The organism is Paraclostridium sordellii, assembly GCF_000953675.1.
Classification (GTDB): domain Bacteria; phylum Bacillota; class Clostridia; order Peptostreptococcales; family Peptostreptococcaceae; genus Paraclostridium; species Paraclostridium sordellii.
The window spans coordinates 1,922,218-1,947,647 of the sequence record NZ_LN679998.1 but is presented as its reverse complement, the minus strand read 5'-3'; the positions used below and the strand labels follow the sequence as shown (position 1 = coordinate 1,947,647).

The following is a 25,430-nucleotide window of genomic DNA, read 5'->3' as shown; positions in this document are numbered from 1 at the left end:
ATTTAAAGTGTAAATTTTCTTGCATAGATTTAATATAATGAAATTAAGACTTGCTATAATATACATCAAGGAGAATAAAATAATGCTAGGTATGGAAAAGGAGATACTTGTTTTAATGAGTCAAGTAAGGTGTGCAACCGAGCAACAATTTAATAAATTTTTTTCTAAAAAAAGAAAAATAATAAAATCTCCTTATAAAAAAACATTAAGGAGGATGTGTAGAGAGTTTACTTTAAGAAAGTATCCTTGTAATATAGTGTATGGAGATTATAAAGATAGCTCGGGTATATACTATTTAAATGGAGGGAAAGTTTACAAAGGAAAAGAACTTTTAAAGATGATAATAGGATCAGAAATTGTACTTAAAATGGAATCGTCAGGTTATGAAATTAAAAGATTTTATAGAAATATAACTGTCGATAATGATAAGTATGATATCTATATTGAATATATGAATAAAGATAATGAACTGAAACAAAAGCTAATAGATATAAAATTAAATGATATTTTTAAACTAAGTAAATATAAAAACTTAAAATATAAAATAAGAAATTCGACAATACCTTTTTTTGAAGTACCTGAAGTCTTATTAGTTACACAAGAAAAAAATATAAATGAGCAAAGATTAAAATCTATAGATGAAAATATAAATTTTGTGGATATAAATTTGAAAGATTTAAAAAAATATTTATAAAGTTAAAAATAAGAACCAAAAAACTGGTTCTTATTTTTATTTATTCTGATTCTTCTATATTTAGGTTTGAATCAATATACTTATCTACATAAATTTTGATAATAGCTGCTATAGGAACTGATAAAAATACTCCTACTAATCCAAACAAAGATCCGCCTATTAAAACTGCACATATAATTAGAAGTGGACTTATTCCTACATAATCTCCCATAATTTTAGGGCCTATAAAGTTTCCATCAATTTGTTGTAAAATGAGTAAAAATAAAGCTACCCATAATGATTTTATAGGACTGTATACCAATGTCATTATTATAGGAAATATAGCACCTATAAATGGACCAAAGTATGGAATCATATTAGTTAAAAATACTATGAAAGATAAAAATAAACTGCTTTTTATATTAAGTATAAATTCAAAACCTATAAAAGCTAAAATACCTATAATAAGAGAATCTATTAACTTTCCAACTATATAATGATAAAATATCCTATTAGAAATAAAGAAAAATTCTAGAATTTTTTTTGATTTTTTTCTAGAAAAAGTAGAGTATAATAAATTTTTTAGCTTTATTAATATTTTTTCTTTATCAAATAATATATAAATGGATAATATAATTCCCATTATGGTATTAAATAGTAGTGATGTAACACTTAAAATATATAGAAATATATTTGAAGAAAATTTACTTAATATCGAAATGAGATTATTTAATAATAAATCTAAATTTTTCTGTATATGAGGAAGTAGTGTTTGCAATAGTTCAAATCTAGACATATATACATCTATAAATTTATTAATGCTATTTATAGAGCTTGGAATTTCAATGATTATAGTATTTAAAGTATCTATTACGGCTGGGACTAAAAAATTTAATCCTAATCCAATAATAAAAAATATCATTATATAAGAACTTAGTATACTTAAAATTCTAGGAAGCTTTAAATTTTTTTCTAAAAACGTAACTATTGGGTTAACTAAAAGGCATATCAATATTGCTAATAAAAAAGGGCTTAAAAATTTAATTACAGAATTTATACCTAAAATAAATGTATATGGACTATTTATAGCTTTAAACATTATTAAAGATATAAATACTACTAGTATACAATATTTGATATTATCTCGAGAAATCAAAGAAACACCTCCTAAAATATTTTGTCTATATAATTAGTATTAATTTAGCCAAATTTTATTAATAAAATAATATAAATGGTAAATTTATTTTAAATTGTTTTAGAAATTATAGTATAATAATCTAATGTGAATAAATTAAATTTAAGGAGAAAATTATGAGAATTAATAAATATATAGCTTCTTGTGGAGTGGCTTCTAGAAGAAAAGCAGAAGAATTAATAAATGCAGGAAGAGTTAAAGTGAATGGAAAAATAATAAATGAATTATCATTTCAAGTAGATGAAAATAATGATAGAGTAGAAGTAGATGAAAAGCTAATCGGTCTTGAAGAACGATTAGTTTATATAATGTTAAACAAACCTGAAGGATATGTAACTACAGTAAAAGATCAATTTGATAGAAAAAGCGTTATAGATTTGGTGAAAGATGTAGGAGAGAGAGTATATCCTATTGGGAGATTAGATTATGAAACTAGTGGACTATTGCTTTTAACAAATGATGGAGATTTAACATATAAATTAACTCATCCAAAGCATGAAGTTGATAAAACTTATATAGCTACTTTAAAAGGAATTCCTACATTAAATGAAATGAAAAACTTTGAAAAAGGATTATATATAGAAGATTATAAAACAGCTCCTGCTAAGATCAAAGTATTAAAGAAAAATGAAGAAAAAAATTATTGCGTATGTGAAATTAAAATACATGAAGGTAGAAATAGACAGGTAAGAAAAATGTGTAGGGCTATAAACCATCCAGTAATGAACTTAAGGAGAAAAGCTATGGGTAAAATAGTTTTAAAGGATGTAGAAATAGGACAATATAGATATTTAACTCAAGAAGAAATAGATTATTTAAAAACAGTAAAATAGGTTTTGGAAAGAGGCAGTATATGATTAAAGCTAAGTATTTAACTAAAGTAACAGATTTAAATAAAGTTTTATTAGAAGATGTTATAGAATTAGGAGATATTGTTATAGATGCAACAATGGGAAATGGGTATGATACTAAGTATCTTGCTGAAAAAGTAGGAGAAAATGGATTAGTATACAGTTTTGATGTACAAGAAGAAGCTATAAAAAGCACAAGAAAAAAATTAGAGAAATCACAACTTATAGATCGTGTTAAATTAATATTAGATGGACACGAAAATATGGATTCATACATTACAGAAGGCGTAAGTTGTGTTCTTTTTAATTTAGGTTATTTGCCTAGAGCAAAGCATCAAATTATAACAAAACCAGATACAACGATTAAAGCGATTGAAAAGTCGCTAGAAGTTTTAAAACCTCATGGATTAGTAAGTATAGCAATTTATACTGGTCATGAAGGTGGAATGGATGAATTTAATGCAGTATTTGAGTATGTTAAGAATTTAGATCAAACAAAATTTAATGTTTTAAATTGTAATTTTGTAAATCAAATTAATAATCCTCCAAGATTAGTACTAATTGAAAAAAAGAAAGAATATTAATATAATACATATAAAAAATGAGTAGAGACATAAATTAAAATTTCTACTCATTTTTTATATGCAAAAGCCTATTTAAACCATGAAAGTTGATTAACTTAGCATTTCTTTTTAATTTAAAAAACATATAAATAGAAATTTAGCTTTTTTTAAATATTCAATAAAATTATTTTGAAATATAGGTAAATCATAGTGTTAAAGTATAAAATTAAAACAAAAATTTACTTTGATAAAAAATTTAAATGATATTTTGAAATAAAAACAAGTAAACTTGCAAAAAAGTATAAAAATTCAAAAAAGTGAAATTTAAATTGCAAATTAAAGAAAACTTAGCTAACATTATATTGAAAGTAAAAGTTTTTGGGGGGATAAATTTGGGAAAAGGTAAACTTATACTAAACACTAATTGGTGTAAAGGTTGTGGCATTTGCGTAGAGTATTGTCCAAAAAAAATATTAAAATTAGAAAAAAATACTATATGTGTAGAAGATATACAAAAATGTATACTTTGTGGATTATGTGAACTTAGATGTCCAGATTATGCTATTTATATATCTAAGGATGCGAAATAACGGGGGGGAACAAAATGCTTAAAAAAGTAAAGTTATTACAAGGAAATGAAGCTTGTGTACACGGTGCATTATATGCAGGAATGAATTTTTTTGCAGGTTATCCGATAACGCCGTCTACAGAAGTTGCTGAAATTTCATCATATATGCTTCCAAAAATAGGAGGGAAGTTTATTCAGATGGAAGATGAGATAGCATCAATGGCTGCAACTATAGGAGCATCTTTAACAGGACTTAAGTCAATGACAGCAACTAGTGGACCTGGATTTTCTTTAAAACAAGAAAATATTGGATATGCAGCACTTGCAGAAATTCCATGCGTAATAGTAAATGTACAAAGATGTGGACCAAGTACTGGTTTACCAACTTCTCCAGCTCAAGGCGATCTAATGCAAGCAAAGTGGGGAACTCATGGAGACCATCCAATAATAGCTTTATCACCAACGACTGTAAGAGATACTTTTGATTTAACAGTAAAGGCATTTAATTTTTCAGAAAAGTATAGAACACCTGTAATTTTACTTTTAGATGAAGTTATAGGTCATATGAGAGAAAAAGTAGAAATACCTCAATCAAATGAGTTAGAGATATATGAAAGAATGAAAATTAATATAGATAAAAAAGACTATAAAATTTATGATCAATCAACTCTAGTACCACCTATGGCAAACTTCTCAGATGGATACAGATATCATGTAACAGGCCTTATGCACGATGAAACAGGATTCCCAACAAATAGCACAAAACAAACTCAAATTTTAATGGATAGACTTATGGATAAAATAAATAAAAATTTAGATGATATATTAATTTATGATGAATACAAAGTAGAAGATTGTGAAGAGTTATTTATAACTTTTGGTTGTATGAGTAGATGCACAAAAGATGCAGTAGATTACTTAAGAGAGCAGGGAATAAAAGCTGGGTTATTTACGGTAAAAACAGTTTGGCCATTCCCAGAAGACAGGGTAAAAGAATTAAGTAGTAAATCTAAAAACATATATGTACCAGAATTAAATTATGGGCAAATGGTTCTAGAAGTTCAAAGAGTATGTGATAGTAGTTGTAATATAATAGGAATCAATAAATATAATGGAGAAATTATAACACCTGATGATATAATCGAAAAAGTTATGGAGGTGGGAAAATGCCAAGTAGCGTTATAGAAAATAACTTTAGATCAGAAAGGTTGCCTCATATATGGTGCCCTGGGTGTGGTCATGGAATTCTTATGAGATCTATAGCAGTTGCAATAGAAGAATTAGGCCTAGATAAAAATAATGTTTGTATAGTATCAGGGATTGGGTGCTCATCAAGAGCTTCGGGATATTTAGACTTCAATACTTTACATACTACTCATGGTAGAGCTATTCCATTTGCAACAGGAGTTAAATTTGCAAACCCAGATATGCATGTAATAGTAGTTACTGGAGATGGTGACTGTACAGCTATAGGTGGAAATCATTTAATTCATGCATGTAGAAGAAACATAGATATAACTACAATAGTTTTTAACAATAATATATATGGTATGACAGGAGGTCAATTTTCTCCAACTACTAAAACTAATGATCTTGCTACAACAGCTCCTTATGGAAATATAGACAAACCATTTGATATATGTGAATTATCAATAGGAGCAGGTGCTACCTTTGTTGCAAGAGGGACTGCATACCATGCAAAGCAAATGATAGATTATATAAAAAAAGGTATAAGTCATAAGGGATTTTCTGTTTTAGAAGGAATAAGTATATGCCCTACTTATTACGGACGAAAGAATAAAAAAGGTTCTGCCGTAGGACTTATGAATTTAATAAAAGATAATTATGTGGATGTTTCTCTTAGAGATAAGCTGCCAAGTGAAAAACTTGAAAATAAAGAATTTTATGGGATATTTAAGGATATAAAAATGCCAGAATATACAGATGAGTATCAGAAAATAATAAATAGATTTAAGTAAATATAGGGGAGATATTGATATGAGAAAAGAAATAAGGCTTAGTGGATCTGGGGGACAAGGACTTATTTTAGCAGGAATAATACTTGCAGAAGGAGCAATACTTTCTAATTTAAACTCAGTTCAAACTCAATCTTATGGACCAGAGGCTAGAGGTGGAGCAAGCAAAGCAGAAGTGATAATAAGTGATGGGGAAATAAACTTTCCTAAAGCTAGGAAAGCTGATTTATTACTTTGTTTAACTCAGAAATCATTTGAAGAATATTCAAATACGGTTAAGAAGGATGGAACTATAATAATAGATTCTATTGTGAATGAAAAAGGATTTAAATCTGATGGTGTAGAAATAATTAAGGTTCCAATAATAGAAAGCAGTAAAACTAATTTAGGAAAAGAAATGGTTGCAAATATAGTAGCTTTAGGAGTTATAGGTGAACTAATAGATGAAATAGATAATGATATGTTAAAAAGGGCAATTCTGGGAAGAGTTCCAAAAGGAACTGAAAAATTAAATGAACAAGCTTTTAAACTAGGTCACTCTCTAGTTAATTTAGCTTATTAAAAGAGAAAGGATAAATCCTTTCTCTTTTAAATCAAATTATTAAATTTCATATTTTAGATTAAGTATATAATTCAATTTAAAATATGAAAAATTTTTTTGGTTTTAATTTTCAGAAAATAAAGTTAAAAGAAAAAACTTAAAAATAAAATTCAATTTAAAGGGGGTAGTAGTGTTATGTTTGAAGTTAATTTAAGTATGATTCAAAGCATTGCTTTCACTACAATTGTTTTAATCATAGGTTCCTTTATAAAAGAAAGAGTTAATATATTTAAAAAGTATTGCATTCCTGCGCCAGTTGTTGGAGGATTTTCCTTTGCAATTATATCATTTTTATTAAGAAAAAGTAATTTATTATATATAAATTTTGATACAACCTTACAAAATATACTTATGACAGCTTTTTTTACAACAGTGGGATTTACTGCAAGCATAAGCATTTTAAAAAAAGGAGGATCAAAAGTTCTTAAATTTTTAGTTGTTGCAGTTTTATTAGTCTTAACTCAAAATATAGTTGGGGTATTGTCAGCTAAGGCAATAGGTGTCAATCCTCTTTTAGGATTAATAGCCGGTTCTGTGTCTATGACGGGAGGACATGGAGCATCAGGGGCATTTGGACCAGTAATAGAAAGTAGTGGATTAAATGGAGCTCTTAGTATTTCAATGGCATGTGCTACATTTGGATTAGTATCAGGAAGTATAATAGGTGGTCCGCTTGGGAAAAGACTAATTGAAAAATATAATTTATCTTCAGATGAATGTGAGTCAGATAGAAATAATAATATTTTAGAACTTAGCTTAGAAGGAGATGGAACTTGTCTTGGAATTACAAAAGGTGAGTTATCAGAAATTAAGTTAACAAATTCAGTAATTCAAATTGTAGTTGCTATGGGGTTGGGAACTATAATTTCGTCTATATTCTCATTATTAAAAATAACAATACCTGAGTATATAGGAGCTATGATAATTGCTGCAATAATGAGGAATTTTTCAGATATAAAAGGAATTTGGGAAACTTCTGAGAAAGAATTGTCTACAATTGGTTCTATATGTTTATCGCTTTTTTTATCAATGGCTATGTGCAGTTTAAAATTATGGGAACTTATAGATTTAGCTATACCTATAATTATCGTGCTTGGAGTGCAAACTATAATAATGATTTTATTTGCTTATTTTATAACTTTTAAGGTTATGGGAAAAGATTATACGGCAGCTATTCTTGCAGCAGGGCACTGTGGATTTGGAATGGGGGCAACTCCTAATGGTATTGCTAACATGGAATCTATAACAAGTAAGTATGGACCATCAACAAATGCATTTTTTATACTACCATTGGTGGGAGCATTATTTATAGAGTTTTTTAATTCTGCTACTATAACTACATTTATTAATTTATTAGGATAAAAAAATTTATAACTTATTTAAAATTTAACACAAAAAATGATATAATAGAATTGTATATATGAAATTAAAAGAAGATGCTTAATATTTAAATATAAATCATTAGTAATTATGAGGAGATAAAAATGAACGAAACTAAAGATTTTAAAGATAGCAAACAGTTAATAGACGATATTCAAAAGCAGTATACAAGACTTAGTAAAGGTCAAAAACTTATAGCACAATATTTAATATCAAACTACGACAAAGTAGCATTTATGACAGCTTCAAAGCTTGGGGAAGAAGTAGGTGTTAGTGAATCTACTGTAGTTAGATTTGCAAACGCTTTAGGATTTACAGGATATCCAAAACTTCAAGATGCCCTTCAAGAACTTATAAAAAATAAGTTAACTACAGTGCAGAGAGTAGAAATGAATCAAGAATATTCAGATGATTGTAAGATCTTAAATAAGGTATTAAAAAGTGACATAGATAACATAAAACATACATTAGAAGATTTAAATGAAGAAGTTTTTCAACAAGCATCAGATAAACTTCTTAATGCAAGAAAAATTTATATATTAGGAATGAGAAGTTCATTTAGTATAGCTCAATATCTAGGGTTTTATTTAGATATTATACTAGATAATGTTCATATAATAAGAATGGATATGGGAGATGCATTTGAGCAAGTAGTAAGAGTTACTGATGAAGATGTAGTAGTTGCCATCAGTTTCCCTAGATATTCAAAAAGAAGTCATCAAATTGTAGAATACGCTAAAGCTAAGGGAGCACATGTTATATCAATAACAGATAGTTTATTTGCACCAATAGCAACTATATCAGATACAACTCTTTTAGTTAAAAGTAATATGGCGTCTTTTGTAGATTCATTAGTTCCGGCGCTAAGTCTTTGTAATGCTCTTATAGTATCTATAGGAATGAAAGAAAAAGAAGATATAAAATCTTATTTTGATGATTTAGAAAAAATCTGGGAAAGGTATGGAGTTTATGAGTAAACCTATAAATATACTGGTTACAAATGATGATGGAATTTACGCTTGTGGGATTTTAGAACTTGCAAAAGCTTTTAAAGAAATTGGAAATGTTTATGTAGTTGCTCCGGATACTCAAAGAAGTGCAACAGGGCATGCAATAACAATTCACGATCCTATAATGATAAAAGAAGAAAATATAGAAAAAGGAATTATAGCATATTCCATAAGTGGAACGCCAGCAGATTGTGTAAAAGTTGGAATAGAATCAATTTTAAAGGATGTAGAAATTGATTTAGTTTTAAGTGGGATTAATAATGGTCCTAATTTAGGAACAGATGTAATATATTCAGGTACTGTATCAGCTGCAATAGAAGGGTTAATACAAAATAAACCGTCTATTGCTATATCTTATGATTCCTATAATATTTACAAAGACGATTATAAGAAAGCCTCAGAATTTATAGTTAAACTAGTTAAAAAATTAGAAAGAAATATGAGTATATTTGAAGATTGTATACTAAATGTAAACATGCCTAATAGAGATATAAAAGGATTTAAAATGACTAAATTGGGAATAAGACAATATGAAAATGATATAGATGAAAGATTAAGTCCACATGGAAAGAGATATGTATGGATTGGGGGAAGGGTAAAAATTTTAGAACAAGAAGAAATAAGTGATATATCAGCAGTTGAAGAGGGATATATATCAATAACACCAATAAATATAGACATGACTAATATGGAAAAATTAAAAATATTAGAAGAATTAGATTTATAAAAATAGGTATATAATTATATACCTATTTTTATAATTTAATCAGAAAAATAAATTAATATATTTATAAATCAAAAATTAATATTTTTTTGGAGTTGCTAAAAATTCTTCAATTCTTTTAGATTCGTTTAACTTTTTTAACTCTGTAGCTTTTCTTTCATTTTCCAACTCATCTTCATATTTTATATATTCAACTCCAGACTCTTCTAATAATTGTAAACCTAAGCCTGTAGGGTACTCACCTTTAAAGACTACCTTTTTAATTCCAGCTTGTATTATTGAAATACAGCAAAATACACAAGGCTGAGTAGTTACATATAAAACAGCTCCATTACAACTAGTTCCATTTTTAGCACATTGTATAATTGCATTTGCCTCTGCATGTCCAGCCCTACATAACTCAAGTCCTTGACCTGATGGTATATTTCTTTTTCTTCTTTCACAATAACCAATATCAGAACAGTGTATAGCACCTGAAGGAGCACCATTATAACCAGTGCTAATGATTTGCTTATCCTTACAAATTACAGCACCTACTTGTCTAGAAACACAAGTACTTCTAACCTTTGTTTCCTCTGCTATATTCATAGCCCATTGAGTAAATAAAATTCTCATAGTAATCCTCCAAAATTTCATAGTATATATTTATATTATAATACTATATATTTAAATTCGTATCAATCATAGCTAAGTTTAGTATACTAAATAAATTTGATTTAATATAAATATTTGTGTTAGTATTTATAAAAAATAAATAAAAATAGGAGGAAAAATGTATATAGACTTTCATAATCATCTAGATTTTTATGATAAAGAAGACATCAATAAGATAATTTATGAAATTGAGAATAATAAAATTACTATATTAGCTTGTTCAATGGATGAAAAAAGCTACTTATACAATAAGGAGTTAAGTAAATTAAGCAAATATATAGTACCTATATTTGGAATACATCCTAATAAAGCCCATGAAAATAGAGAAAATATAGATAAATATGATTCTTTGATAAAAGACAGTCAGCTAATTGGAGAGATAGGATTAGACTTTTATTGGATTGAAGATAAAAATACATATAAAAGTCAAATTAAAGTATTTGAATATTTTCTAATTCAAGCTAGAAAATACAGTAAATATATAAATGTACATACAAAAGGAGCAGAAGAGCTTGTATTAGAATTAATAAAAAAATATGATATTTCTACTCAAACTATAATTCATTGGTATAGTGGAGATATAAATGTATTAAAAAAATTAATAGATTTAAATTGTTTATTTACTGCTAGTATAGATTTAAAATACTCAGAAAAAAGTAGAGAAATAGTTAACTTAATACCAACTGAAAATTTACTGGCTGAAACTGATGGACCAACAGCATTACAGTGGATAAGCGGAGAATGGGGTATGCCTAAAAAAATAATGAACGTATACGAAGATATATGCAGAATAAAAAAAATTAATATCTGTGAATTTAAAAATAATTGTCAAAATCATCTAAATAAAATAATTAAATCGAAAATTTAAAATAAAAACGTTGTCAAAAATTAAAAATATAGTATAATTAAGAATATAAAATTAAAAAATAGGGGAGCTATTTTGCTGAGAGGAGATAAGATCTCGACCCTTAACCTGATTTGGATAATGCCAACGTAGGGAAGATATTGTAATTAAAATATTTTTATTTTCAATTAAGACCTAAAAAAGCCTTTTCCATTCGGAGAAGGCTTTTTATATTGGGAATTATAAAATAGGTAATAAAATAATAAAAAGGGGTGATAAATATGGTAATAGCTGATATAGCTGTGATACCACTAAGACCAAATAAAGGAGAGGAGGAGATGTATAAGGTAGTTGATTATTGTATAGAGATTATAAAACATAGTGGACTAAAATATGAGATAGGTGCAAACTCAACAACGATAGAGGGAAATTTTGATGATGTTTTTGATATTTTAAAAAAAGTACATAAAGCTCCATTTAAACTTGGATGTGAAAGAGTTATAACAACTTTTAGAATTGACGAAAAGCATGGAGGCATAACGATTAATGAAAAGCTTAAAAATCATAGGTAGAAAAAATGAATATATCTACTCAATAATAACTTTTTTGATATTAGTTATTATATGGCAATTGTATGTAGATATTAAAGAGGTACCTCAATACATACTACCTAGCCCTATAGATATAATACAAATATTTTTTGATGATTATCAAAATTTAATTTCAAATAGTTTTGTGACATTATATGAATCTATAGTAGGTTTTGTTTTAGCATTAATAATAGCTATATGTATAGGAATATTAATGGATTTTTTGCCAATATTAAAAAAATGTTTTTATCCAATTTTAGTAGTTTCACAAACTATACCTACAATAACTATTGCACCTTTGTTGGTAATATGGTTTGGCTTTGATACACTACCTAAAATTTTAATGGTTTCATTAACTTGTTTTTTCCCTATATTTGTAAGTTTAGTTGATGGATTTGAAAATGTAGATAAAGATTATATAAATTTATTTAGAACTATGAATAGTAATAAATTACAAACTTTTATTCACTTAAAATTTCCCATGAGCTTGGAAAACTTGTTCTCTGGAATAAAAATTTCAGCAACATATATGGTTGTGGCTGCCACTGTTGCTGAATGGTTAGGTGGAACTAAAGGATTAGGAGTATATATGGTAAAAGCTAAAAGTTCTTATGCATTAGATAAAGTTTTTGCATCCACTATAATAGTTATTTTATTTAGCTTAATTTTTGTAGGGATAACACAAGTAGTTAAAAAGATTGTAATAAAGCACACTTAATATCAGGAGGATAATGTATGAAATTAAAAAAGTTAATTTCTTTAACTATAATGGGGATAGTTAGTATTAGTATGTTTACAGGATGTACAAGCGAAAAAAAAGAGAGCAAGGACAAAGATATAACTATGGTACTTGATTGGACTCCAAATACTAATCATACAGGTTTATATGTTGCACTAGAAAAAGGTTACTTTAAAGATGAAGGACTTAATGTAGAAATTGTACAACCATCAGAGGGAGGTGCATCTACACTAGTTGCTACAGGAAAGGCTGATTTTGGTATAAGTTATCAAGAAGAAGTTACATTTGCTAAAACTAGTAAAGATCCATTACCTATAAAGGCTGTAGCAACTATTTTACAACATAATACATCTGGATTTGCATCACCTAAAGAAAAAAATATTACTTCACCAAAAGATTTTGAAAATAAAGTTTATGGGGGCTGGGGTTCTCCATCTGAAGATGCAATACTAGATTCAGTAATGAAAAAGGAAAATAAAAAATTTTCCAATTTAGAGGTTGTAAATGTAGGAGAAGATGATTTTTTTACTGCTGTAAATAAAAATATAGATTTAATGTGGATATTTGAAGGATGGACAGGAATAGAAGCAAAACAAAAAGGTATAGACTTAAATTACATACCACTTAAAGATTTAGATAAAAGATTAGATTATTACACACCTTTAATAATAAGTAATGAAAAATTAATAAAAGAAAAACCAGAAACTGTTAGGAAATTTATAAATGCTACAAGTAAGGGATATGAATATTCTATAAATCATCCAGAGGAGTCTGCGAAAATACTTCTAAAGTATTCACCAGAAATAAATGAAAATTTGGCTATTGAAAGTCAAAAATTCTTATCTAAACAGTATAAATCAGATGCTAGTAAATGGGGAGAAATGAAAGATAGTGTATGGAATAATTATACTGAATTTTTAAAAGAATATAAACTTATAGAAAAGGATTTAAAGCCAAGTGATGCATATACAAATGAATTCTTACCCAAATAATAAACAAAAGTTAATTATTGATAATATTAGTAAAAAATATGGTGAAAGTAAAATTATAGAAGATATAAGCTTACATGTAGATGAAGGAGAAATTATATCGATATTAGGACCTAGTGGGAGTGGAAAGAGCACCTTATTCAATATAATAACAGGATTGAGCAATGAATATAGTGGAAAGATAGTTATAAATGGAAAAATTAGTTATATGCAACAAAAAGATTTACTACTTCCATATAAAAATATTATAGATAATGTTTCATTACCATTATTAATAAATAATGAAAAAAAAATAAGAGCAAGAGAAAGAGTAAAAAAATATTTTGAAGAATTTGGGCTAGAGGGATACGAATATAATTATCCAAGTGAATTATCTGGGGGAATGAGACAGCGAGTTAACTTTTTAAGAACTTTTATAAATAGTAAAGATTTAATGCTTCTAGATGAACCTTTTGCGGCTTTAGACTCAATAACAAAGTCTAAAATGCAGGAATGGCTAATAAATGTTAAAGGAAAGTTTAACTCTACTATACTTTTAATTACACATGATATAGATGAAGCTATAAAGTTATCTAATAGAATATATTTATTGTCAGATAAACCAGCAAAGATAAAAAAAGAATTTAATTTAAAAGATACAAATTATGATTTTGGAAATGAAAATTACATAAATCTAAAAAAAGAAATAATAAGTCTACTTTAAAGTAGGCTTATTTTGTATTGAATATACTAAAAAAAATAGAAAAAATTGTATCTAAAATACAATGACTATAATTATTTTTAATGGTATTATCTAGAGAAAAACGTATAAAGGAGGAATTATGTCGAAAATCCTTTTTAAAAATGCAAAGCTAAGAGGGCAAGCAGAGTTAAAAGATATATTGGTAGTTGATGGAATTATAGAAAAGATAGAAAATGAATTAAAATGTATAGATGAAAATAATAACGATATAGAAGTTATTGATTTAAATAAAAATTTGACTATACCGCCTTATGTAGAACCTCATATACATTTAGATTATGTATATACTGCACATACTCCAGGGGCTACAAACTCATCAGGAACATTATTCGAAGGTATACAAAGATGGTCGGAGTCTAAAAATAATTTAAACAAAGATGAGGTAAAGGAAAGAGCTAAAATAGCATTAAAAAAGCAGATTACTACAGGTATACAACATATAAGAACACATGTTGATGTAACTGATAAAAAATTAACAGCTCTTAAGTCTATGCTAGAATTAAAAGAAGAATTAAAAGAAATTGTTGATATGCAGATAATAGCTTTTCCTCAAGAAGGGATGTATGCATATAAAGGTGGAGATGAATTAGTTGAAGAAGCTCTAAAAATGGGGGCTGATGTTGTTGGCGCAATTCCACATTTTGAATATACTAGAGAATTTGGTGAAAAATCAGTTAAAAAGGCTATAGAGTTAGCATTAAAGTACGATAAATTAATTGATATACATTGTGATGAAACTGATGACGAACAATCTAGATTTTTAGAGGTTTTAGCAGCTCATTCATACATAGAAGGAATAGGGGAGAAAGTAACTGCAAGTCATACATGTGCAATGCACTCTTACAATAATGCATATACATATAAGCTATTTAAACTTTTAAAAGAATCTAAATTAAACTTTATAGCTTGTCCAACAGAAAATATACATCTTCAGGGAAGGTTTGATACTTATCCTAAAAGACGTGGGATAACTAGAGTAAAAGAGATGGTAGAAGCTGGATTAAATGTATGTTTTGCACAAGATTCAATATCAGATCCTTGGTATCCATTAGGAACTGGGAATCTTATGAATATACTTGATGCAGGAATACATATATGTCAAATGATGAGCTTTGAAGAAATAAATAATTCTTTAGATTTAATAACTATAAATGGAGCTAAAACTTTAAATATAGAAAAAAATTATGGAATTAAGGTTGGCAATAAGGCTAATTTTATAGTTTTAAATGCTAAAAATGAGTTTGAAGCAATAAGAGAAAGAGTAGGTGTCTTATACTCAATTAGAGATGGAAAAGTACTATTTGAAAAAATTCCTGAAGTTATAAAAAGTAACTGTGACTTTATAAAGTAGATTAAAAAGATAATATATGTATATATGCTATAATTAAAAAATAAACTTAATAGATTGAAAGGATATTTTTTATGATAAGTTGCAAAGATTTACTAACACTTAATGCATTTAAATATATTAAATTAGTTGCAGGAGAAGGTGGAATATATAAAAGTGTAACTTGGACATATATATGTGAAACTTTAGATTTTAGCAAATGGATAAATGGAGGAGAGTTAATTTTTATAACTGGAATGGGAATGGATTTAGGTGAGAATTCATTAACTGATTTAATTAAAGATTGTGCAAATCAAAATGTAGCTGGATTAGTTATACTTACTAATAGTGAATATATAAATGAAATACCAAAGGATTGTGTAGATATAGCAAATAAAGTTAATCTACCTCTTTTTAATATGTCTTGGGATATAAAATTAATAGATGTAACAAAAGAAATCTCAAATTATATAATAGAAAAAAGTTTTATTAATAACAAAGAAAAAGAACTTTTAAAAGAACTCTTATTTAATTCATCTTTAAGTAAAGAAAGAGTTTATAAACTTCTTAAACATTGTAACTTCAAATTTAAAGAATTATCATTAGTAGCCGTATTTAATGTTTTAAATGTTCATATATACAATTTAGATTATGTTGCAAATTATATAAAATTAAAATTATCAAAAGTAGAAGCATCTTTTATATTAGAAATATTTGAAAATAATGTTTTATGTATAGTTAGCATAGATCAACCTAACAAACAAAAGATTAAAGAAACATTAAAATCTATAAATGAATACTTAAATGAAAGTATTTTTTCTATACTAAGCATTGGAAGAAACTACAAAGATATATTTAGTTTGAAAAAAAGTTATGAAGAAGCATTAAATTTAATAAGCTTTTATAATTATGAAGATATGAAATTAAAATATATAGATTATGAGAATATGGGATTTTATAAGCTACTATTTGATTTTAATGATATAGATAAATTAAGTTTGTATAAAGAAGATATTTTAGGCAAGCTAATAGATTATGATAAAAGAAAAAGTACAAGCTTTATGAATACTTTAAAAGTATATATATTTAATAATTCTAATTTATTAAGCACTTCTAAAAAATTATTTATACATAGAAATACATTAATTTATAGGATAAACAAAATTAAAACTATATTAGAAAAAGATATAGATGATCCAATTATAAAAAATGAACTCATGAATGCAATTATGATAAATAATTATTTGAATTATTTAAAGAGTTAATTAGGAGGAATAAGTATGACTTTAATGGCAGAAATGACATGGTATGAATTTGATGAAAGAAAAGAAAAGGATGTAGTGATACTACCTGTAGGATCAGTAGAACAACATGGACCACACTTACCTTTATTTACAGATACTATAATATCAGAAGGATTTGCTAAGTTACTTGGAGAAAGAGTAAATGGTATAGTTATGCCTGCTATAAATTATGGATATAAATCTCAGCCAGCTTCAGGAGGAGGGCCTTTATTTCCAGGAACTATAGATTTAAATGGTAAAACATTAATATCTTTAGTTATGGATATACTAGAAGAACTTATAAGAGATGGTGTTAAAAAAATTGCAATAGTAAATTCCCATTTTGAAAATCAAGCTTTTCTACTAGAAGCTATAGATTTAGTAAGTAAAAAAATGCCAACTGGAACTAAAATAATTATGATGAGTTGGTGGGATTTAATAAGTCAACCGACTATAGACAAGGTATTTGATGAAGTAGAATTTCCAGGATGGGCTCTAGAACATGCAGCTATAACTGAAACTTCTCTAATACTTAAATTTGCACCTAATTTAGTGCATATGGATAGACTTATAGATGAAAAAATTGAAGAAGTTCCAACATATCAAGTATACCCTATTCCAAAAGATTTAGTTCCAAAATCAGGCTTATTATCTATAGGAAGAACCAGTTCTAAAGAAAAAGGAGAATTAATTGTTAATGAATCCTTAGAAAATATGATTAAGATAGTAAAAAAAGAATTTATATAAAATTGTATAAGTTATTAGTAATACAATTAAACTTATTTGGAGGAAGATATGAGCTACGAAGCAATATTTAAAGCACTTGCTGATAAAAGACGATTAGAAATACTTAAAACTTTAAATAAAAGAGGTAGCATGTGTGTATGTAAACTTGTAGATGAATTTGAATTATCTCAGTCGAAGTTGTCATATCATTTAAAGTTATTATTAGACAGTAATTTAATAGTAAAAATATCTCAAGGTAAATGGAATTATTATGATGTAAATAAAGAAATATTATACAAACTTCTAAGTGAAAATTCGATAAAGGAATTATTAAAATAAAAGAGACTTAAAAATAAGTCTCTTTTATTTTAATAATTCCTTTATTTAATTATATATAGTTATATATAATTAATATATAGACAATATGAATATTATTAAATTAAGATTAAATATAATAAATTATTAAATATTTATTAAGGAGGGCATTAAAAATGCAACTACTTGATTAACCCCCTGATTTTAGAAATTAATTTAATCAGGGGTGATAAAAATGAGGAAAAATTTGAATTTAATGTATATAATATCTTTTTTACAAGGGCTTATATTTTATGGACCGGTTAGCTTAATATATAAAATACAAAAAGGAGTATCTGTTAAAGAAGCTTTTTTTCTAGAGTTTTTTTTATTAATGATAACGGTATTCACAGAGGTTTTATGGGGGTATTTTGCTGATAAATACGGATACAAAAAACTCTTATAATATCATACTTTTTATTTTTTTTAAGTAGAGTTACTTTGATTTTTTGTAATAGCTTAGTTAGTTTTTTTATAGAGACCTGTATTAGAGGTATTAGTGTATCGGGGATTTCTGGGTGTGATATTGCATTTTTATATAACTCTTGTAGTGAAAATGAAAGTGAAAAAGTTTTTGGAAGATATCGAGCTTATAACAGTACAGGATTTTTTATATCGTCAATTTTATCAGTATTTATAGTTGGAAAGTCTATAGAATTGGCTATTTTTTTAACTAGTATAGCTTACGGGATAAATGTTTTAATTATGTATTTTACAAGTGATGTTGAATATAAAGTAGATAAAAAGAAAGAAAGTTTTAATTTAAAAGATTCATTTAAAGATAGAAATTTAATAAAACAAATGTTAGTTTTTGTGATAGCTACATCTTTAATTTGTGAGATAACTTATGGAATTACTATAAACTTATCTCAAATACATTTTAAAAATATTGGATTTGATTTCAAATTTTTTGGATTTATAACAGCTTTTTCGGAATTAGCCTCTTTACTATCTAGTAAAACATATATTTTTACTAATAAGTTTGGGCAAACAAAAACTTTAAAATTTATTATAACATCAACCTTGATATTTGTATTTATTTTAATATTTACTGAAAATATAATTTTTAGTATAGTTTGTATAATTTCATTAAGTGGACTAACCGCTATGTCTAGTCCAATAGTACTAGATATTCAAAATAAATTTATTAAAAAAAATAGAGCTACTATTTTATCTATATACTCTATGATTGGAAACATATTTGCAGCAATTATAAATATATTGATAGGATTTTTAGCCGATATGTATGTAAAATACTCATTTATGCTTTGTTTTTTTATTTTATTGCTTGGAGTTTACGGAGTCTACCTTTACTTAAGTAAAATACCAAAAATAGAAACTAAAATTATTAGAAGTAAGTAAGAGTCTATTTTAATAGGCTCTTTTTTATTTTAAGATTTTTTGAAGCATTAAAGAAACTTATAACGATTATATTAGTGAGGAGGGGAGTATATGAATGATGTGAATTTAATTGACAGGCTCGTACAAAAAGATGAGTCAGCATTAGAAGAATTAATTGAAATTTATGGAGATTTAATATATAGAGCTTCAAATAAAATATTGAATAATAGAGAACTTAGTGAAGAATGTGTAAATATAGTTTTACTTAAAATATGGGACGGTATTAAATACTATAAAAAAGAGGAAGGATTATTTAAAAATTGGATTTTTACTTTATGTAAATATACAGCCATAGATATAATGAGAAAAGAAGCAAAGCATACTAAAAATATATCAAAACTAGAAGAATATGAGAGTAAAGAAGATAATATAGAAGACCTGGTTTTGATGAAAGAAATTATAGGAGAAATAAATAAAAGATTAGATGAGTTAAAAGAAATTGATAAAGAGATTTTTAGAGAAAGGTTTGAAAATGAAAGTAGAGTTAAGGATATATCAAATAAAATAGGGATTACTCCTAAGGCTATTAGCCTAAGAATTATGCGGATTAAAAAGTTTTTAAAAGGTATAAATAGGGGGTAAATATTATGAAGAAAAAAGATGAATACAATTTTAAGATTGAAGAATATTCAGAACTTGACTTATGTCAATATAGTATGGATGAAGAACAAAAAGAAAAGATAAAAAATAAAACTATAAAAATTATTGAAGAAATAAAATATTTAAATAGTAAATTTAAGATAGATGTAACAGTGGAAGAAATTCTGAACTTAAAAAATAAATTAGGTGAAAAATCAAATATTTCAGAACATGGGATTGAAAATAGCAATTTATTAAAATATATTATTTTAAAGACTATAGAAAAAGATATGGAAAATTTAAAAAGTGAAATTATAGATGAACTTTTCGTACCTAGTTTTATATCACTGCCAGGTGTAAATACATCTTATATAAATTATAATGCAGCATATTTTTTTAAGATTTATTTAACTAAAGATAAGCTAATTTATTATGGAATAAGCGAAAGATTTAAAATAGTAAGTAAAAAAACTATATATATAAAGGATATAAAGCTTATAGGCAAATCTATTAAAAATAAAAGATATTCTAAAGGATTAGCATATGGGGTTGATACAAGAAGTGGATATATGTCATTTATAGAAACAAAAGATAAAAAGATTATATATTTAAATCATTTAAAAAGTAGGTATAGAAAAAATACAGAAAGATTTATAAATAGTTTAGAAGAGGTATCTGGATTAAAGGCTGTTAATAAATCACCTTTAACTACAGAAGATAAATTTGCATTGGGATTTGAGGTTATAGTTTTTATACTTTTTATAATACTAGTAGTTCCAAAATTAATTCAATTATGCATTAGTATATAAATAACAAAAATTTTGAAAAATTTAATATCACTTTTGATATAGGAAATATAAACTCAAAAAATATTAATGTTAAAAATTCACTAAATACAAAAAATAACCTGGGAAATATAGAGTTAAATTGGGTAAAAAATAAAAAGAGCATAAATGCTCTTTTTATTTTTTACCCAATTTATAGTATTAGAAAAGTAGTAAATATAAATTTGATAAAATTTGTAAATAATAAAAACTATAATAAATTAAAAGATAAAAGGAGTAAACCAAATGGCGCATAAAAAGGTTTTTTTAAAAGATATAGATATGGATAAAAAATTTAAAACATCACTTATGGTTATGAAAAAAATACATAGAGATAGTAATATGACAACCTATATATTAACGGATAAAAGTGAGCAAATAAAAGCAAGAATACCAAATAAGTTTAAGTTAAAACCTGGTCAAGTAATTGAAGTTGAAAGTAAAAAAGAACCTACTATGGATGAAGTGAAAAATATAGAAATCATATCTGAAAATTATGAGTTAGATGATTATTTACCAGCAGTTAAAAGATCTATAGAAGAGATTATGTGTGATATAGAAAATTTAACAGATGAATATATAAAATCAGATGATGCAAAAAAATTAAATGATTTCTTTTTTAAGAATGAAGAGTTTTCAGATAAGTTTAAAAAAGGTATAGGTGGGGTATCAATGCATCATAACTATATAGGAGGACTTGCAGAACATACACTCGGGGTTATGTACTTAACAAAAATACTTTGTGAAAAATATGGATGTAAAAACATAGAGGTTGCTATACTTAGTGCTAAACTACATGATATAGGAAAGCTATATGAGTTAGATTTTAATGGACCTTTTAAGTATACTCTACAAGGGGAGCTAGAAGGACATATAGTTATAGGAATTCAACTTATAGATAGAGCAATAAATGATATGAAACATGACTTTAATGAAGAATTTGTGAGAAGAATAAAAGGATGTATTGTACAACATCATGGAAAGTTAGAGTATGGTTCGCCAAGAGAGTGTAATATGGAGGAAGCTTTTATATTAAATTTTGCAGATGGAATTGATGCTACTATGAATAAAATAGAGCAAATAAAAACAAATTCAAAATCTAATGGATGGTCTGATTACGATAGAAGAATAGACACGAAATTATATTTATAACATTAAGGGAGATGGTCAATATGATAAATATAGACGAAACGTTTAAAGATATAGAAAATAAATTAGATCAGGAGCTTATAGGACAAAAAGATTTTTTCAAAGATTTGTGTGATTATTTTAAGCGTAAATTTATAGAAAATGAAAAAGGTATAATAGTTTTACTTGGAGAAAAGGAAACTGCAAAAAAAACAAGTATAAGACGTATATTTGAATATCTTGGAAAGTATGAGTTTTTAGAAAATAATAACGTAGATGAAATTGATTTAGGTTCATATAATTTTAATTTAGGATACAATTCTTTTTTAACAGACTTATATGAAAAATTAAGTTCTGATTCTGCTTGTGTAATGTTTAAGAATATAGAAAAAGCAAGTAAAGATATATTAAATATATTATCTAGTATATACCCAAATACATGCCTTAATTTAAATGATGAATATGTTATAAAAAATAAATTTTTGTTAGAAGCAACTATTAACGATACAGACAAAATAGATAAAATTGTTTGTCATAATAAGTTTTTAGTATACGTTAGTGATAATGAACATTTTGATATAAATAAATTTTTTAATAAAAACTTTGATAATAAAATAGATAAAATACTACATACTAAACCCCTTAATCGAATAGAAAGAAATAAAATTGTAAAAAGGGAAGTATTAAAAACTATAAGAGATAAGGAATCAGAATATGAAATAAAAATAATATTAGATATAAATGAAAATGATAAAAGTGATGAGTACTTTGGAATATGCAAATTTTTACAAGAAACATATAAAAAAGATTCTAATTTTGGGATAAGTGAATATGTATCTTATAAACTAAGTAAACCAATAACAAACTTTATAAGAGAAGAAGAAATCATAAAAGGAAGTAACATTTTAATATATGTAAAAGATAATGAAATATACTGTAAAGTTGATGAGGAAATATTTAACTTAAGTGAATATTCAATGCCAACACTTGAAGAGGCTGAATATAAACTAAATTCTATAATTGGAATAGAAGATTTGAAAAATTTTTTAAATAATATAAAAAATAATTATAAAGTACAAAAAATAAGAGAGAGATTAGGATTAAAAACTTCTACTATATCACTTAATATGATTTTTGCAGGAAATGCAGGAACAGGAAAAACCAATGCGGCAAGAGTTACATTTGAGTATTTAAATGCACTTGGAATATTAAAAAAAGGTGTTTACAGAGAGGTTAGCAAGGCTGATTTTGTAACTGAAAATATAAATGATACAGCAAAAAGGACAATAGACATTATAAATTCAGCAATAGGTGGGGTTTTATTTATAGATGAAGCTTATTCACTATGTGAAAGCGAAGATGATAAAGTTGGTAAAGAGATAGTAGATGCTTTACTAAAAGGTGTTGAAGATAATAGAGATGATTTAGTTGTCATACTTGCAGGATATGAAAAAGATATGGAAGAGTTTTTAACATTTAACTCAGGTTTAAAATCAAGATTCCCTAATATAATCCACTTTGAAGACTATACGCCAAGTCAAATGTATCAGATAGCTTTAAATATAGCTAAGTCAAAAGGTTATAGGATAGCAAAAAATGTTAAACATGACTTAATAGATTTATTTGCTAAAAATCAAATAAACGGGAAAAATGATTTAGGAAATGCTAGATTTGTTAGGAACATAGTTGAAAATGCTATATTAGATGCATCTAAGAAATATTTAACTGATAAATCAAAACAGATAGACTTATTAGAAAGAGATAACTTTAATTTTAAAGCAAAAACAAAATTTGATTTAGAAGAAAGGTTAAGTAATATCGTTGGTTTAGCAGAAGTGAAAAATTTATTGAGAAGTCAGTATAAGTTAATAGTAGCTCAAGAAAAAAGAAAGTCAGCTGGAGTAAATACAAAAATTGAACAGAATTTAAATATGGTCTTTGCTGGTAATCCGGGTACAGGTAAAACAAGTATTGCTAGATTAGTGGCAGAGATGTTAAATAGTATGGGACTTTTAAAAGTAGGTCAATTAGTTGAGACTGATAGATCAAGTTTTGTATCTGAAATTCCAGGTCAAACATCAAGAAAAACAGAAGAAAAATTTAAAGAAGCAATAGGTGGAGTTTTATTTATAGATGAAGCTTATACTTTAGCTAATGATTCTTTAGGTAAAGAAGCTATTGAAACATTACTAAAATTAATAGAGGATTATGGACAAGATGTAGTAGTTATACTTGCAGGGTATGAAGAGGAAATGGAAGACTTCTTTGATGTGAATATTGGACTTAAATCAAGATTTCCAATTTGGACTGTATTTAAAGATTATAATCCAAATGAACTTTTAGAAATGGCTATAAAATTAATAGAAAATAAAGGATTTAAATTATCTAAAAATGCATATGTATCATTAAAAACAAGTTTTGAGACAATATATGAAGATGCAGATTCTCAATCAGGAAATGGACGAATGGTTAGAAATTATGTTGAAAGCTTAATAAGACATCAGAGTATAAGAATTGCTGAAGAAGATATAAGTGTTTATGAAATGAACTTAATAACAGTAAAAGATATAGAAAAAATAAGTACATTAGAATATGAAAATAATTTTGACTTAGAAGAAAAGTTAAAAAGCTTAAAGGGAAATGAATCTGCAAAACAATTTTTAAATAATCAATATAAATTGATTAAAATAGAGGAAAAAAGAGAGAAATTAGGTAAAAGAAGTAACATAAATAAATATAGAAATATTATATTTACAGGGTCTATAGGTACTGGTAAGAAAAAAGTATTAAATATATTATCTGATATGTATTTTAGTACGGGTAGAGTTAAATCTAAAAATATCGTAGAGATTGATAAAGATGAAATAATAGCAAGTATAAATAGTGGTTTATATCTAGATGATATATTTAATAAGCATATTGGAAAGATTGTTTTAATTGATAAATTTGATTTAATTATAAATGAGTATAATTATAATGAAATAGTATCTATGTTAATTAAATTTATTGATAACAATAGAAATCGAATAATTTTAGTAATATCAGGTAGCAAAGCCGGTATGGAAAAAATAATTTTAAATAATCAATCATTAAAATACAGATTTCCTCTTCAATTAGATTTTAGTGATTACAGTGAAGAAGAAATGTATGAAATTTGTATAGACACAATACAAGAAAAAGGATTTATTATAAATGAAGATAGTTATAGTTCTTTAAAAGAAACAATGAAAGAATTATACAATAGAAACGATTTAGTTTTAAAAAATGCCTTAATGATAAAAGGATATCTAGATTGTTTAATAAGAGTCCAGAGTTCTAGAGTATATGATGAAAAATTAAATTCAAAAGATATAAATATAATAGAAAAATCAGACATTATAAAAAGTAAGAAAAAATTTATAGAAACAAATAGTTTAAGTCAAAATGATAATAATTTAAAAAGTGTAAATAATTATGATTTAAAAAAATCTTTTTCTGATAGAGACTATAGCTTAGAGTATGAAGAGGAAAATGAAAACATTGATTCTAAAAATTATAATTTAATTGATGAGCTTTTGAAATTAAAAAACTTACTTGATTTAAATATTATTAGCGAAGATGAATTTAAAGTTTTAAAGCATAAATTGATAAGTTTTATGTAAAAAGTTAGTCAAATTTGCCTAACTTTTTACATATGTAGGTTATAATAGTCTTATGATTTAAGTAGGAG

At 25.9% G+C, this 25,430-nt stretch carries 27 protein-coding genes and 1 riboswitch; of the genes, 25 read left to right on the top strand and 2 right to left on the bottom strand.

Features of this window, described 5'->3' with window-relative positions:
• Positions 1-82 precede the first annotated feature (82 nt).
• Positions 83-694 (top strand): hypothetical protein, encoded by a 612-nt coding sequence (locus ATCC9714_RS09315; protein WP_021129378.1) that lies wholly within the window; start codon positions 83-85, stop codon positions 692-694.
• Positions 695-734: 40 nt separating this feature from the next.
• Here ATCC9714_RS09315 and ATCC9714_RS09310 read toward each other — a convergent pair whose 3' ends face one another.
• Positions 735-1,829, bottom strand: a complete 1,095-nt coding sequence (locus ATCC9714_RS09310) for an AI-2E family transporter (RefSeq protein WP_243115010.1) — start codon at positions 1,827-1,829, stop codon at positions 735-737.
• A gap of 155 nt (positions 1,830-1,984) precedes the next feature.
• On the opposite strand from ATCC9714_RS09310, the gene ATCC9714_RS09305 reads away from it, so the two are divergent.
• The 9 genes from ATCC9714_RS09305 to surE all read left to right on the top strand — a co-directional run bounded on the left by ATCC9714_RS09305 (position 1,985) and on the right by surE (position 9,544).
• Complete coding sequence (locus ATCC9714_RS09305) at positions 1,985-2,701, top strand: pseudouridine synthase (protein WP_021129376.1); 717 nt, start codon at positions 1,985-1,987, stop codon at positions 2,699-2,701.
• 20 nt (positions 2,702-2,721) lie between these two features.
• Complete coding sequence (locus ATCC9714_RS09300; RefSeq protein WP_021121570.1) at positions 2,722-3,303, top strand: tRNA (mnm(5)s(2)U34)-methyltransferase; 582 nt, start codon at positions 2,722-2,724, stop codon at positions 3,301-3,303.
• A 371-nt stretch (positions 3,304-3,674) separates the two neighbouring features.
• Positions 3,675-3,872: a 4Fe-4S dicluster domain-containing protein gene (locus ATCC9714_RS09295; RefSeq protein WP_021129374.1), complete on the top strand. Its 198-nt coding sequence runs from the start codon at positions 3,675-3,677 to the stop codon at positions 3,870-3,872.
• Between the two features lie 14 nt (positions 3,873-3,886).
• Complete coding sequence (locus ATCC9714_RS09290) at positions 3,887-5,035, top strand: 2-oxoacid:acceptor oxidoreductase subunit alpha (protein ID WP_054631000.1); 1,149 nt, start codon at positions 3,887-3,889, stop codon at positions 5,033-5,035.
• On the top strand, positions 5,017-5,829 hold the full coding sequence (locus tag ATCC9714_RS09285) for a 2-oxoacid:ferredoxin oxidoreductase subunit beta (RefSeq protein WP_054631001.1): 813 nt from the start codon (positions 5,017-5,019) through the stop codon (positions 5,827-5,829). The genes ATCC9714_RS09290 and ATCC9714_RS09285 overlap by 19 nt, the downstream gene beginning before the upstream one ends.
• Positions 5,830-5,848: 19 nt before the next feature.
• Positions 5,849-6,388, top strand: a complete 540-nt coding sequence (locus tag ATCC9714_RS09280) for a 2-oxoacid:acceptor oxidoreductase family protein (protein WP_021121527.1) — start codon at positions 5,849-5,851, stop codon at positions 6,386-6,388.
• Positions 6,389-6,562: 174 nt separating this feature from the next.
• Positions 6,563-7,789 carry a sodium/glutamate symporter gene (gene gltS, locus ATCC9714_RS09275; RefSeq protein WP_057574259.1) on the top strand — a complete coding sequence of 409 codons (1,227 nt, stop codon included), beginning with the start codon at positions 6,563-6,565 and terminating at the stop codon, positions 7,787-7,789.
• Positions 7,790-7,911: 122 nt separating this feature from the next.
• Complete coding sequence (locus ATCC9714_RS09270) at positions 7,912-8,784, top strand: MurR/RpiR family transcriptional regulator (RefSeq protein WP_021129369.1); 873 nt, start codon at positions 7,912-7,914, stop codon at positions 8,782-8,784.
• Positions 8,777-9,544, top strand: a complete 768-nt coding sequence (gene surE / locus ATCC9714_RS09265) for a 5'/3'-nucleotidase SurE (protein ID WP_244465141.1) — start codon at positions 8,777-8,779, stop codon at positions 9,542-9,544. Before ATCC9714_RS09270 ends, surE begins: the two co-directional genes overlap by 8 nt.
• Positions 9,545-9,619: 75 nt before the next feature.
• On the opposite strand, the gene ATCC9714_RS09260 is transcribed toward surE, so the two are convergent.
• A complete protein-coding gene (locus tag ATCC9714_RS09260; RefSeq protein ID WP_077065682.1) occupies positions 9,620-10,156 on the bottom strand; it encodes a deoxycytidylate deaminase in 537 nt (178 codons plus the stop codon).
• Between the two features lie 157 nt (positions 10,157-10,313).
• On the opposite strand from ATCC9714_RS09260, the gene ATCC9714_RS09255 reads away from it, so the two are divergent.
• The 15 genes from ATCC9714_RS09255 (at position 10,314) to ATCC9714_RS09185 (ending at position 25,362) form a co-directional block, all read left to right on the top strand.
• Positions 10,314-11,063, top strand: a complete 750-nt coding sequence (locus ATCC9714_RS09255; protein WP_057545101.1) for a TatD family hydrolase — start codon at positions 10,314-10,316, stop codon at positions 11,061-11,063.
• Positions 11,064-11,113: 50 nt separating this feature from the next.
• Positions 11,114-11,214, top strand: a riboswitch (TPP riboswitch).
• Positions 11,215-11,320: 106 nt separating this feature from the next.
• Positions 11,321-11,611 (top strand): MTH1187 family thiamine-binding protein, encoded by a 291-nt coding sequence (locus ATCC9714_RS09250; protein WP_054631005.1) that lies wholly within the window; start codon positions 11,321-11,323, stop codon positions 11,609-11,611.
• A complete protein-coding gene (locus ATCC9714_RS09245) occupies positions 11,586-12,347 on the top strand; it encodes an ABC transporter permease (protein WP_021129364.1) in 762 nt (253 codons plus the stop codon). The genes ATCC9714_RS09250 and ATCC9714_RS09245 overlap by 26 nt, the downstream gene beginning before the upstream one ends.
• A gap of 17 nt (positions 12,348-12,364) precedes the next feature.
• On the top strand, positions 12,365-13,360 hold the full coding sequence (locus ATCC9714_RS09240; protein WP_057545100.1) for an ABC transporter substrate-binding protein: 996 nt from the start codon (positions 12,365-12,367) through the stop codon (positions 13,358-13,360).
• Positions 13,341-14,060, top strand: coding sequence for an ABC transporter ATP-binding protein (locus ATCC9714_RS09235; protein WP_057545370.1), 720 nt, complete (start codon positions 13,341-13,343; stop codon positions 14,058-14,060). The genes ATCC9714_RS09240 and ATCC9714_RS09235 overlap by 20 nt, the downstream gene beginning before the upstream one ends.
• A 118-nt stretch (positions 14,061-14,178) precedes the next feature.
• Entirely contained in the window at positions 14,179-15,450 is a 1,272-nt protein-coding gene (codA, locus tag ATCC9714_RS09230) for a cytosine deaminase (RefSeq protein ID WP_057545099.1), read from the top strand.
• A 71-nt stretch (positions 15,451-15,521) separates the two neighbouring features.
• Positions 15,522-16,691, top strand: a complete 1,170-nt coding sequence (locus tag ATCC9714_RS09225; protein WP_054631008.1) for a PucR family transcriptional regulator — start codon at positions 15,522-15,524, stop codon at positions 16,689-16,691.
• A 15-nt stretch (positions 16,692-16,706) separates the two neighbouring features.
• Positions 16,707-17,456, top strand: coding sequence for a creatininase (locus ATCC9714_RS09220; RefSeq protein WP_198149862.1), 750 nt, complete (start codon positions 16,707-16,709; stop codon positions 17,454-17,456).
• 48 nt (positions 17,457-17,504) lie between these two features.
• Complete coding sequence (locus tag ATCC9714_RS09215; RefSeq protein ID WP_021121503.1) at positions 17,505-17,774, top strand: ArsR/SmtB family transcription factor; 270 nt, start codon at positions 17,505-17,507, stop codon at positions 17,772-17,774.
• Positions 17,775-17,985: 211 nt separating this feature from the next.
• Positions 17,986-18,195 (top strand): hypothetical protein, encoded by a 210-nt coding sequence (locus tag ATCC9714_RS09210; protein WP_057545098.1) that lies wholly within the window; start codon positions 17,986-17,988, stop codon positions 18,193-18,195.
• Positions 18,196-18,230: 35 nt separating this feature from the next.
• Positions 18,231-19,151, top strand: a complete 921-nt coding sequence (locus ATCC9714_RS09205) for an MFS transporter (protein WP_057545097.1) — start codon at positions 18,231-18,233, stop codon at positions 19,149-19,151.
• A 90-nt stretch (positions 19,152-19,241) separates the two neighbouring features.
• Positions 19,242-19,772 (top strand): sigma-70 family RNA polymerase sigma factor, encoded by a 531-nt coding sequence (locus tag ATCC9714_RS09200; protein ID WP_021121488.1) that lies wholly within the window; start codon positions 19,242-19,244, stop codon positions 19,770-19,772.
• A 5-nt stretch (positions 19,773-19,777) separates the two neighbouring features.
• The gene (locus ATCC9714_RS09195) at positions 19,778-20,578 is read left to right on the top strand and encodes a hypothetical protein (protein WP_054631010.1); all 801 of its coding nucleotides are present in this window, start codon (positions 19,778-19,780) and stop codon (positions 20,576-20,578) included.
• Between the two features lie 261 nt (positions 20,579-20,839).
• Entirely contained in the window at positions 20,840-21,745 is a 906-nt protein-coding gene (locus tag ATCC9714_RS09190) for an HD domain-containing protein (RefSeq protein WP_054631011.1), read from the top strand.
• A 20-nt stretch (positions 21,746-21,765) separates the two neighbouring features.
• Positions 21,766-25,362, top strand: coding sequence for an AAA family ATPase (locus tag ATCC9714_RS09185; protein ID WP_330374654.1), 3,597 nt, complete (start codon positions 21,766-21,768; stop codon positions 25,360-25,362).
• The last annotated feature ends 68 nt before the right edge of the window (positions 25,363-25,430 follow it).